At 74.4% G+C, this 11,170-nt stretch carries 8 protein-coding genes and 2 pseudogenes; 1 reads left to right on the forward strand and 9 read right to left on the reverse strand.

Annotated features, from left to right (window positions below; genetic code table 11):
- Positions 1 to 962: 962 nt before the first annotated feature.
- The 7 genes and pseudogenes from AXW62_RS37040 to AXW62_RS37070 all read right to left on the reverse strand — a co-directional run bounded on the left by AXW62_RS37040 (position 963) and on the right by AXW62_RS37070 (position 8,021).
- Positions 963 to 1,904: a cation diffusion facilitator family transporter gene (locus AXW62_RS37040; RefSeq protein ID WP_060948262.1), complete on the reverse strand. Its 942-nt coding sequence runs from the start codon at positions 1,902 to 1,904 to the stop codon at positions 963 to 965.
- 102 nt (positions 1,905 to 2,006) lie between these two features.
- Positions 2,007 to 3,203: a mannose-6-phosphate isomerase, class I gene (gene manA, locus AXW62_RS37045; protein WP_060948263.1), complete on the reverse strand. Its 1,197-nt coding sequence runs from the start codon at positions 3,201 to 3,203 to the stop codon at positions 2,007 to 2,009.
- Positions 3,204 to 3,268: 65 nt separating this feature from the next.
- Positions 3,269 to 4,576: an SIS domain-containing protein gene (locus tag AXW62_RS37050; RefSeq protein WP_060948264.1), complete on the reverse strand. Its 1,308-nt coding sequence runs from the start codon at positions 4,574 to 4,576 to the stop codon at positions 3,269 to 3,271.
- Between the two features lie 73 nt (positions 4,577 to 4,649).
- Positions 4,650 to 4,832 (reverse strand): Trm112 family protein, encoded by a 183-nt coding sequence (locus AXW62_RS37055; protein WP_030837079.1) that lies wholly within the window; start codon positions 4,830 to 4,832, stop codon positions 4,650 to 4,652.
- A gap of 226 nt (positions 4,833 to 5,058) precedes the next feature.
- Entirely contained in the window at positions 5,059 to 6,417 is a 1,359-nt protein-coding gene (locus AXW62_RS37060) for a phosphomannomutase/phosphoglucomutase (protein ID WP_060948268.1), read from the reverse strand.
- A gap of 150 nt (positions 6,418 to 6,567) precedes the next feature.
- Positions 6,568 to 7,068 (reverse strand): annotated as a pseudogene (locus tag AXW62_RS37065) (L-lactate permease); the annotation flags it as partial.
- Between the two features lie 491 nt (positions 7,069 to 7,559).
- The gene (locus AXW62_RS37070; RefSeq protein ID WP_030837088.1) at positions 7,560 to 8,021 is read right to left on the reverse strand and encodes a DUF3499 domain-containing protein; all 462 of its coding nucleotides are present in this window, start codon (positions 8,019 to 8,021) and stop codon (positions 7,560 to 7,562) included.
- Positions 8,022 to 8,362: 341 nt separating this feature from the next.
- Here AXW62_RS37070 and AXW62_RS37075 point away from each other — a divergent pair, with 341 nt between their 5' ends.
- On the forward strand, positions 8,363 to 8,782 hold the full coding sequence (locus AXW62_RS37075) for a metallopeptidase family protein (protein WP_030837091.1): 420 nt from the start codon (positions 8,363 to 8,365) through the stop codon (positions 8,780 to 8,782).
- A 160-nt stretch (positions 8,783 to 8,942) separates the two neighbouring features.
- On the opposite strand, the gene AXW62_RS37080 is transcribed toward AXW62_RS37075, so the two are convergent.
- Together AXW62_RS37080 and AXW62_RS37085 are read right to left on the reverse strand one after the other, a co-directional pair.
- Positions 8,943 to 10,532, reverse strand: a complete 1,590-nt coding sequence (locus AXW62_RS37080; protein WP_060948266.1) for a DUF5719 family protein — start codon at positions 10,530 to 10,532, stop codon at positions 8,943 to 8,945.
- A pseudogene (locus AXW62_RS37085) lies at positions 10,529 to 11,170 on the reverse strand (family 2 glycosyl transferase); the annotation flags it as partial. The pseudogene AXW62_RS37085 and the gene AXW62_RS37080, both read right to left, overlap by 4 nt.

Here is an 11,170-nt window from a genome sequence, read left to right on the forward strand (position 1 = left end):
CGCGCCCGGGGCGGGGGGCGGGACCGAGCCGGGGGAGCACATGCGTCTGCGTGGGGTGGGTCCCCGGACCGAGGCGAAGGACGGCCACGCGACCGCCGCCCGCCCGCTCGCGCCGAGCGTGTCGTCGGCCGAGGCGGGGGAGGACTCCCCTGGCGCCCCGAGTGGTTCGGGCGGCCGGAGCGCGGTCCCCTCGGTCGGCCCCGCCAAACTTCCGGCCGATGCCGCCGCGCCTCCGTCCGGGGCTCGGGCCGACGCGCACCGACGCCTGGACGCGCCCGTGGCGGGCGGAGCAGTCGCGTCCTCGGCGAGGAAAGAGGACAGCCGTGACGCGGCGGCGGGCCCGGCGGCTGTCGAACCCGGCGGTGGGGCCGAGGGGTTGGGCGGCGAGGCGGGCGGGGAGACGGCGGCCTCGGGGCTGGGTGACCAGGCGCCGTCGGCCGACGGCCGGGGCCGGGCCCCGGGCGGTGTCCGTGGCCGGGGCGAAGCGGGCTCGGAGGCGGCTGCCCGAGGCGGGGCAGTGTCCCTGGCCACCCCACCCGGCGGGGCGCGGCGAAACCGGAGCGAGCCGACGTCCGCCCCCCCGGGACCGCTAGCCAAGGCGAGCCGATAGCCGGGCACGTGCCCGGGGCGCGCCATGCCCGGAGCGGGCCGATGTCCGGGCCACCTCGCCCGGAGGCGGTAGCCGAGACGGATCGATGACCAGGGCGAGAGGCGGTGCTGCTGGCCACCCCCACCCGCGGGCGGCGGCCGAGGCGGGCCAATGACCGAGGTGCCGTGCCCCGGGGCGGGGCGGTGGCTGGGCCACCTCCGCCCGGGGGCGCTGGCCCCTGGCGGGTCGGTGGCCGGTTCGTCCCTATCGTTTCGTCCCGGTCCCGGCCCGCGGAGCGCGGGCCCACGAACACGTCGGCCCTTCGCACCCTCGGGTGCGAAGGGCCGACGGCCGGAACGGCTCGGCCGGGTGCTCAGGCCGACGTGGACGCGGACGTGGTGGCGGACTGCCGGAAGATGTCCGGCTCCAGGTAGATCACCCGGGCGATGGGCACCGCCTTCCGGGTGCGCGCCTCCGCGGCGTCGATCGCGCGGGCGACCTCCGCCGCCGTGTCGTCGTGCTGCACCGCGACCTTGGCGGCGACCAGCAGCTCCTCGGGGCCGAGGTGGAGCGTGCGCATGTGGATCACCCCGGTGACGGTTTCGCCGTCCACGAGCGCCTCGCGGATCTTGGCGACCTGGGTGGCGTCGGCCGCCTCGCCCAGCAGCAGCGACTTGGTCTCGGCCGCGAGCACCAGCGCGATCAGCACCAGCAGGGCGCCGATGCAGAGGGTGCCGATGCCGTCCCAGACGCCGTCGCCGGTCAGCAGCGAGAGCCCGACGCCGCAGAGGGCGAGGACCAGACCGATGAGGGCGCCGAAGTCCTCCAGGAGGACCACGGGCAGCTCGGGGGCCTTGGCCCGGCGCACGAACTGCGACCAGCTCAGCTGGCCGCGGAGCTCGTTGGACTCCTTGATGGCCGTGCGGAAGGAGAAGCCCTCGGCGATGACCGCGAAGATGAGCACGCCGACCGGCCAGTACCAGTGCTCCAGCTCATGCGGGTGCCGGACCTTCTCGTAGCCCTCGTACAGTGCGAAGACACCGCCGATGGTGAACAGCACGATGGAGACGAGGAAGCCGTAGATGTAGCGCTCGCGGCCGTAGCCGAAGGGGTGCTCGGGGGTGGCCTCGCGCTTGGCCTTCTTCCCGCCGAGCAGCAGCAGCCCCTGGTTGCCCGAGTCGGCGATCGAGTGCACGCCTTCGGCGAGCATCGACGACGAGCCGCTGAAGGCGAACGCCACGAACTTGGCTACGGCGATGGCCAGGTTGGCGCCCAGCGCGGCAACGATCGCCTTGGTTCCGCCTGATGCACTCATATGTGCCGAATGTCCCTTCCGCTCCTTGGCGGCTCGCTGCTTTGCCCGTGCTTTACCGCCTTACGGCGGGCCATTGTTCCAGCCCTTCGAACGGGCCGTACCTCAGGCGGCCACTGTGGCCCGGAACACGGTGCCCGCGCCGGTCAGCGCGACCTCCTCGCCGGCCGGTACGAAGGCGGACTCCCCGCGCGTCAGCGGGAGTTCGCCGTCCGCGCCGCGCAGCGAGACCTCGCCCGAGGCGCACAGCAGGATCTGCGGGCCGGCCGCCCGCAGCGGGCGCGGAGCGGCCCCGTCGGCCAGGACGTGGCGGGAGAGCCGGAACTCGTCGGTCGGGGTGGCGTAGACCTCTTCGCCGGAGGGGTCCGCCTCGGGGCGCAGTACGGCGGGGGCGGCGCTTTCGAAGCGGACGACGCGCAGCAGCTCGGGGACGTCCACGTGCTTGGGCGTCAGCCCGCAGCGCAGCACATTGTCGGAGTTGCTCATGATCTCGACGCCCAGCCCCTCGAGGTAGGCGTGCGGAACGCCGGCGCCGAGGTAGAGCGCCTCGCCGGGCTGGAGGGTCACGAAGTTGAGCAGCATCGCGGCGATCACCCCGGGGTCGCCCGGGTAGTGCCGGGCGATGGAGGCGTACGCCGCGTACGCCGGGGCGTACGGGCCGTCCAGCGCGCCGAGCCGCTCGGCGGCGGCAGCGGCCAGCCTTACGGTCTCCGCCATCGCCTCCGGGTCGGCGGTCAGCACCGCGGTCAGCACCTCGCGCAGGGCGTGCGACTCCGGGTGGGCGTGCAGGATGTCGACATACGGTTTGAGCGAGTCGACCTCGAGAGCGGCCAGCAGCTCGGCCGTCTCGTTCGGGTCGCGGAAGCCGCACAGCCCGTCGAACGGCGTGAGCGCGCATATCAGCTCGGGTTTGTGGTTGGCGTCCTTGTAGTTGCGGTGCGGGGCATCGGCCGGAACACCGCGCTCCTCCTCGTCCGCGAAGCCCTCCTTGGCCTGTGCGAGGTCGGGGTGGACCTGGAGCGACAGCGGCGCGGCGGCGGCCAGCACCTTCAGCAGGAACGGCAGCCGCGGTCCGAAGAGCCTTACGGCCGCCGCGCCGAGCTCGCCCTCGGGGTCCGCGGCGATCGCTTCGGAGAGCGCGACGGGGCCCGCCCCGCGGTCGACCAGGGAAGGCGCCCCGGGGTGTGCCCCCATCCACATCTCGGCCTGCGGTTCCCCGGTGGGCCGGACGCCCAGCAGCTCCGGGATGGCGGTGGTGGAGCCCCAGGCGTAGGGGCGCACGGTGTTGACGAGGCGATCCATGCGGTGCGGTTCCTGACTGTACTGTGCGGTAAGGGACGTGGGGCGGTGGTGCGTGGTCTACGGCCTCATGTTCCATCCGCCGAGGCGAGCGCCAGGTAAACGGCGGCGAAATCCGTGATGGCCAGCAGTTCCGCGGCGCTCTCCAGCGGGCTGCCCCCGGCCGGTTCCAGCTCGCTGAACGGGGTGTCGTGCGACAGCGCGAGCTCCCGGGCGGTCGGCACGGCCGAGACGGGGCCCACCGGCTCGTCGTGGAACAGCACGATCCGGGCGCGCAGCGCCTCGGGCTCCTCGACCCGGTCGCGGAAGAAGTCGTCCGGATCGGCCCCGCCCGCGAACGCCCCGGACAGCAGCGCGCCATGAGCGGCGAGCGCCCCGGGCAGCTCGGCGACGAGCGCGGGGCGCCCGGCGAGCGCCGCGAGCAGCCCCGCGAAACGCCGCCCGGCCGCGGCGGCGACCGGGCCCTCGGTCCACAGCAGCGGAAGCGCCCCGGCCAGCTCGGCCGCGAGCGTCTTGGCGGGGTTGGTGTACGTGGCGATGGCCGGGCCGCAGCGCTCGGCGACCTGGTCGAGCCGGTCGGCCACCTGCTGGAGCGCGGCGGGCGGCGCGGACACCAGACCGATCCGGTCGACCAGCAGCAGCAGCGGGGTCAGCAGGGCCCACAGGGTGTCCGGCAGCGCGGGGCCGGTCATCTCGTCGGGGGCGGTGCCGGGGGGCTCGACGGGCTGCGGGACGGAAGGCGTCCCGTACGGGGCGGGGGCCTCCCCCAGGGCGCCCTCGGCGCGGGCGGCGTCCTCGGCCTCGTCCGCATCGAGCGGGTACGCGCCCCTGGCGTACGGATCGGTGCTGTACCCGCCCGTGGCGTACGGGGCCGAGGCGTTCGGCGACGTGGCCAGGGGCACCATCAGGCCGCGCGCCTGCGCGACCGCGCCGGTCAGCGGGGACCGGTCCGGGGCGACCGCGACGATGGCGCAGCCGCGGCGGTAAGCCTGCTCCACCAGGCGCGGAAGACCCGGTTCCGTACCGTCCGGCGTCGCGATGACCAGCAGGTCCAGCGGGCCGGCCCAGCCGGGCAGCGTCCAGCGCAGCGCGCCGGGCGCGGGGGCGACGCCGGTGGGCGCGATCAGGCTGACCGGGCAGTTGCCGCCGCTGAGCGCGCCGAGGAGGTCGGCGGTGCAGCTTCCGGCCGCCCCCGGGCCCGCGACCAGAACGGCACGTGGCCGCCCGTCCGGCTTGAGGTCGCCGATCCCCGCCTCGGCGGCGTGCCGGGCGGCGGTGCGGATCCGGGCGCCGGACTCGGCGGCGCCGCGCAGCAGCCCGCGGGCATCGGCGCGGGCGAGGGCCTCGGGGGCGTCGAGGAGGGATTCGTCGAGCATCGTGCTTCGGCCTCCGATCGCCGTGGCGGGCGGTACGCGCGGGACCGCGCGGGGGCTGGGGCTCCGGCGGGGGTCAGGCCGGGCGGCGCGCCTCGTCGACGAGCAGGACGGGGATGCCGTCCCGGACCGGGTACGCGAGAGCGCACCCCTCGCCCGTGCACACCAGCTCGGGGGTCTCACCGGACGGCTCCTCGCGCAGCGGGGCGTGGCACGCCGGGCAGGCGAGGATCTCCAGAAGACCGGCTTCGAGCGGCATGGGGCGTCCCTTCGGGTATGGGTCCAGCCGGACAACGGTCCGGCGTGGTCAGCGTACCGCCGGGCGAGGGAGCGGTGCGGCCGGTGGGGGCCGGAGCCCGGGACCGCCCCCGGGCTCCGGATACGCCGCCGGTCCTCCGCGCGGACGGCCGTGCGCCCGCGCGGAGGACGGCCGTAAGGGCTACGCGCGGACGGCCGTGGGGCCGCGCGGAGGACTGCCGTAAGGGTTACGCGCGGACCAGGGAGAGGACCTCGTCGCGGACCCCGGCCACCGCCTCGGCGTCGCGCGCCTCCACGTTCAGGCGCAGCAGCGGCTCGGTGTTGGAGGGGCGGAGGTTGAACCACCAGTCGGCGGCGGTGACCGTAAGGCCGTCGAGTTCATCGAGCTCGACGCCCTCGCGGCCCTCGTACGCCGCCTTGACCGCCGCCATCCGGCCGACCTGGTCGTCGACGGTGCTGTTGATCTCGCCCGAGGCGGCGTACCGGTCGTACTGCGCGACCAGGTCCGACAGCGGCCGGTCCTGGCCGCCGAGCGCGGCCAGGACGTGCAGGGCGGCCAGCATGCCGGTGTCGGCGTTCCAGAAGTCGCGGAAGTAGTAGTGCGCGGAGTGCTCACCGCCGAAGATCGCGCCGGTGCGGGCCATCTCGGCCTTGATGAAGGAGTGGCCCACGCGGGTGCGGACGGGGGTGCCGCCGTTCTCCTTGACGACCTCGGGGACCGACCAGGAGGTGATGCAGTTGTGGATGACCGTCCCGCCCCGGTGCTTGGCCAGCTCGCGGGCGGCGACCAGGGCGGTGATGGCGGAGGGCGACACCGGCTCGCCGCGCCCGTCCACGACGAAGCAGCGGTCGGCGTCGCCGTCGAAGGCGAGCCCGATGTCGGCCCCGGTCTCCTTCACCCGCTCCTGGAGATCGACGATGTTCTTGGGGTCGAGCGGGTTGGCCTCGTGGTGGGGGAAGGTGCCGTCCAGCTCGAAGTACAGGGCGTCGAGCTCGAGCGGAAGCCCCTCGAAGACGGTCGGGACGGTGTGGCCGCCCATGCCGTTGCCCGCGTCCACGACGACCTTCAGCGGCCGGATGCCGGTCAGGTCCACCAGCGACCGCAGATGGGCGGCGTAGTCGGCGAGGACGTCCCGCTGGGTGATGGTGCCGGGGTCGGCGGCGGGTTCGGGCGCTCCGGTGGCGGCCCACTCCTCGACCAGGGCGCGGATCTCGGCGAGCCCGCTGTCCTGGCCGATGGGGGCGGCGCCCGCGCGGCACATCTTGATGCCGTTGTACTGCGCGGGGTTGTGGCTGGCGGTGAACATCGCGCCGGGCAGACCGAGATGCCCGCTCGCGAAGTAGAGCTGATCGGTCGAGCACAGTCCGATCTCGGTCACGTCCACCCCGAGCGAGGCGGCGCCGCGTGCGAAGGCGCGCGCCAGGCCGGGCGAGGAGGGCCGCATGTCATGGCCGACGACGATCGCGCCCGCGCCGGTCACCCGGGCGAAAGCGGCGCCGAAGAGTTCGGAGAGCGACTCGTCCCACTGGTCCGGGACCACACCGCGCACGTCGTACGCCTTCACGATCTGCGACAAGTCGGGCACATCCAACCCCTTCTGGAGGTCCTGGTGAGGTGTCTCTACGGACCTCAAAACCTACCCGCAGGACCGTGCCGGGAACTGTGAGGCCCGTCGCGCGGCGCGCTGCCGGGTGCCCCGGGGCCGGCTCACGGCAGCATCCAGCCCAGCAGGAAGGACGGGCGCGGTGTTGGCGACGAGCGCGACGACGGCGGCGCGCACCGGGTCGAAGCCGAGCGCGACGAGCATGACCGAGCAGATCGCCACCGGTGCGCCGAACCCGGCGAGCGCCTCCAGGAGCGCGCCGAAGCAGAAGGCGATGACGAGGGCCTGGACGCGGGGGTCGTCCGAGAGCCGGCCGAAGGAGCGGCGCAGCACATCGAAATGGCCGGTGCGGACCGTCATGCGGTACACCCACAGGGCGTTGACGACGATCCACATGATGGGGAAGAGGCCGAAGACCGCCCCTTGGGCGGCGCCGGAGAGCGCCTGGCCGACGGGCATTCCGTACGGGAGCCAGGCGACGAGGACGGCGACGGCGAGCCCGATGGGGCCCGCGTAGTGGGCGCGCATCCGCACTCCGCCGAGCAGCACCAGGACGGTGACGAGAGGAAGGGCGGCGACGAGGGCGGACAGGGAGAGTGAATCGGCGACGGGCTCCAACTGCTGCACGAACACGCGGGCCTCCCGGCATGGGCCATCCCTGGAAGGTCACATCCGTGATGCGGAAACGGAGGACCTGGGGTGCAGGCATGGTCGTGTCCGCGCCAAGTCGCAGTCAATGCTCCGTCAGCAAGCGCTCCGGGGAACGCCATGGGGAGGCGGCGAGGAGTCGGCGGGGAAGGCCACGGAAGCCGCGGAGAGACGGCGGCGGGGCCCGGGAGAGGCCGCGGGGCGGCCACGGGGCGACCACGGCAGGGGCCCCGGAGAGGGCGCGGGGGGATCGACCGTGGGGAGATCGCGGCGGGCCCGGGACGGACCGCACGGAGATCGCGGCGGGACCCAAAGACAGACCGCACGGAGACGGCGGCGGGACCCAAGACAGACCGCACGGAGATCGCGGCGGGGCCCAAGACAGGCCACGGCCGCAGGCAGGAAACACCGCGAAGAGATCACGGCAGGGGGCCGCGGAAGGAGGCGAGGAGAGCCGCAGGGAGGGGGGAAGTGGATCAGGGCTCGGGCGAGCGCAGGACTCGCAGATGGCCACGGCGCGCGACCTCGCGCGGATCGCCCTCCCGGCCGCTCTGCCCTGCACCGGCCCCGGAACCGGGGCCCCCGGCACCGGCCGCCGCCCCCGCCGCGCGCTGCTGCGGACGGGCGGCCTCGCGGACCGCGTTGGCGAGCGCCTCCAGATCGTCACCGCTGGGCCGGGTCGGGCCGGTGTCGACGGCCAGCCGGACGACCTCCCAGCCGCGCGGGGCGGTCAGCCGCTCCGAGTGCTCCGAGCACAGGTCGTAGCAGTGGGGTTCGGCGTAGGTCGCGAGCGGACCGAGAACGGCGGTCGAGTCCGCGTAGACGTACGTCAGCGTCGCGACGGCGGGGCGGCCGCAGGCGGTGCGCGAACAGCGACGTACAGGGCTCACGACGTTGGACGGTACCGCACTCTTGAGCGGGCCGCGACGACTCTCCACCAGCTCACTCCGCCGTGTCGTCCCGGTTCGCCCCGTGCACCCGAAACGTGAACTTACCCGCTGACCAGCGCGGACTTACCACCCGAGCAGAACCGCCGACAGCGATTCCGGTCAGCACTCGTACCGAGAGAGATCATCCTGGGCCAGAGAAGCGACCCAAGAGACGTCCGTTTTTGGACCTAAGCGTGGCTGGAATGCTCATTTGGCGACATCTGACACGGCTGTCCGGTAAGCGGGTGAGGGCGGGCGGGTGACGGCTACCCTCGTGAGTGATGACCAGGCCCGTACCCCCCCATCAGTCCGAGCCGCGCCCCCGTCGTCGCGATCGCCACGGACGCGGTATGCGCGGCCCCATCGCGCCGCCCCAGGTGCCGCTGTCGATCAGCCGGGCGGAGTCCTTCGTCGACCTCGTGCAGGACTCGGCGGAGCGGCTGGAGAGACGCTGGCCACAGCTGTCCGCGGTCGACTTCACCGTGCTGGAGGTACCCACGTCGGGCCTGGGCGGCCCGGGGTCCGGCGGGGGTCCGGACGGGCATGGCGGACCGGACGGCTGGGACGGCGAGTCCGTGCCGCTCGGGCGGTTCATCGCGGCCCGCGGGGACGCGCCGGACCGGATCGTGATCTACCGCCGCCCGGTCGAGATCCGGGCGAAGAACCGGGACGAACGGGCACTGCTGGTGCACGAGGTCGTGGTCGAGCAGGTGGCGGAGCTGCTGGGGCTGGCCCCGGAATCCGTGGACCCGCGGTACGGACAGGAGTAGCGGGGAGGCGGGACGGGCCCGGGATGTGCCCCGGGAGGGGCCTGATGTGCCGCGGGCCCCTCCCCGGGCGCCCATGACACGCCCCGGGCCCGTCCCGGGCCGCCGTGACACGCCCCGGGCCCGAAACCCGGGGCGCCCGTGACACGCCCCGGGCTCGCTGTCAGTCGTCGTTGAGCACGGACAGGTCCTGGCCCGCCTCGGGCACCGCGACCGTGCCCCGGTCGTCCGGCAGCGGCTGGATCGTGAACATCGGGACCCCGCCCTGCGGCAGCTCCAGCATCCGGGAGGCGTGCACCGGGCCGCCCGAGAGCCGCTCGACCGTCACCGCGTACGGGCCCTTGCCCGAGGACGGGTGCGGCGGCTCCAGGGCCTGGGTGGTGCCGCCCTTGACCTCGTAGGTCTTGCTGACCGGGCTGCCGCCGTCGGCGCCCGCGGAGGCGGTGACCCGCACCTTCGTGGTCGCGCCCGGCGCCACCAGGGAGAGCGTCGAGCCCTTGGAGCGGTTGTCGGCCGCGGTGGCGCTGCGCTCGATCGCGCCGGTCGCGGGGATGAACGCCATCTCCTGGTCACCGCCCTTGCCGCGGGTCACCTGGAGCGCGGCCACGACCGGTGCGGCCGGGCCCTCGCCGCCCTCGGGGGTGAGCAGCAGCGAGCCCGGCTCGCCCTTGGTCACGTCGCCGAGGTCTATCGCGGCCGTCATCCCGCTTTTGACGTGCAGTGACTCATGCCCGGCCGGGGTGATCGAGTTGTTCGGCCCGGCCAGCCGCACCTTGAGGTCCGCGTCATCGGACCCGGGCGCGAAGACCACCAGGCGTGCGGAGGTGGCGTCCTTGGGGACGCCGGGGATCACCACGCTCGTCGAGGGCGCGGCGGAGGCGGGGAGCCAGTCGCTGCCGGCCTTCTGGTCAACGGCCTGCACGGCCGCGCCGACCCGGCCGGTGCGGGCCGTCACCCGCAGGGTGACCCCGGCCGACCGCTGGTCGGTGAGGGTCGAGAGCAGGACCGGGACCGTGGAGCGGGGCGGAATCGTGATCGACTCGTCGGTCGAGGCGTTCAGCCGGCCGCTCGGTCCGTAGATCTTCAGATCCGCCTCGGCGGCGACGTCGTCCGGGTTCGTCAGATGGACGAAGTCCTGGCGGTCGCGGTCGGTGCTGACGCCGGGGAACCAGAAGTCCGTGTCGGGCGCCGTGCACGCGGTGCCGAGAACGCCGCGCCCGCTGCCCGCGTCGATCGTGGTGGTCTGCTGGACGGTCCAGCCGGGCGCGAAACGGCCGTCGGCGGTGCCGATGAGGGCGGGCGCGCCCGAGCTGTCCTCGTCGGTGGTGACGGGCTTGCCGGGCTCCTTCAGGGGCAGCACGGGCTTGTCGCCGCCCTGGGAGGTCCGGCCGCCCTTCCCGCCGTCCTTGGCGCCCTTGCCGCCGTTGTCGCCGCCGTCGTCCTTACTGCCGCCGTCGCCGGCCCCGGGGTCCGACACGTCGTCGGAGTGGCTCTCGGCGGGCAGCAGCCCGGCGGTGCCGTCCTTGGCCTCCACGCCGTCCCGCTCGGGGGTGTACGCCGTGTAGGTGGTGCTGCTCACATCCGAGGAGGACGGCGCCGGGCACAGCAGCGTCGAGCGCTGCACCGGCAGCCGGGTGGCGGCCTTCGCCGCGGGGTCCGCGTCCTCGGACGAGCCCCCGGTGAGGGCGGCCACGCCGGTGACGGCGGCCAGCGCCGTGACGGCGCCGATCAGGGACAGGGTGGTGCGGTTCATCGCTGCTGCTCGCTCCCGTCGCGGCGGTCCTCGGGGCCGGTGTCGCCGTAGGTCGTATCGCCCTGCGGGGGGTGGCCGCCGTCGGCGTAGGGCTGCTGGTCGTAGCCGTAGGGATCGGCGTACTGGCCGCCCGCGTACGGGTCCGCCGGGTACTGGCCCTCCTGATAGCCGGCCGGATAGCCGGTGTCCTGATAGCCACCCTGGTAGTCACCGGCCGGGTACTGCCCGCCGGGGTACTGGCCCCCGTAGTTCCCGCCCTGGTACTGCTCCCCCTGGTACTGCTCGCCTTGGTACTGACCGGCCGGGTACTGGCCGTACCCGGCGTCGGCGTATGTCTGCGCGTCCCACTGCCCGCCGTACTGCTGCTGGTGCGGCACGGCCTGCTGCTGGTGGGGCACCGCCGCGTACGGGTCACCGGCGGCCACCTGGTCACCGTAAGGATCGCTCGCCGCCGCCTGGTCACCGTAAGGATCGCTCGCCGCCGCCTGGTCACCGTATGGATCGCTCGCCGCCGCCTGATCGCCGTAAGGACCGGCCGTCGCGGCCGGTTCGGCGGGCGGCTGCCGCAGCGGCGGCTCGCCCGGCGGCGGGGGCACCACGGCCGCATCGGCCGGATCCGCCTCCGGCCGCCCCTGCGC

This window comes from Streptomyces hygroscopicus subsp. hygroscopicus, from assembly GCF_001553455.1.
In the GTDB taxonomy this organism is placed as follows: Bacteria; Actinomycetota; Actinomycetes; order Streptomycetales; family Streptomycetaceae; genus Streptomyces; species Streptomyces hygroscopicus.

Bases quoted from the DNA above. Each gene is read 5' to 3' on its own strand.
- manA (WP_060948263.1), bottom strand. From the start codon at position 3,203: ATGGATCGCCTCGTCAACACCGTGCGCCCCTACGCCTGGGGCTCCACC.
- AXW62_RS37050 (WP_060948264.1), bottom strand. From the start codon at position 4,576: ATGCTCGACGAATCCCTCCTCGACGCCCCCGAGGCCCTCGCCCGCGCC.
- AXW62_RS37075 (WP_030837091.1), top strand. From the start codon at position 8,363: ATGCGCGGCCCCATCGCGCCGCCCCAGGTGCCGCTGTCGATCAGCCGG.
- AXW62_RS37080 (WP_060948266.1), bottom strand. From the start codon at position 10,532: ATGAACCGCACCACCCTGTCCCTGATCGGCGCCGTCACGGCGCTGGCC.
- AXW62_RS37055 (WP_030837079.1), bottom strand. From the start codon at position 4,832: ATGCCGCTCGAAGCCGGTCTTCTGGAGATCCTCGCCTGCCCGGCGTGC.
- AXW62_RS37040 (WP_060948262.1), bottom strand. From the start codon at position 1,904: ATGAGTGCATCAGGCGGAACCAAGGCGATCGTTGCCGCGCTGGGCGCC.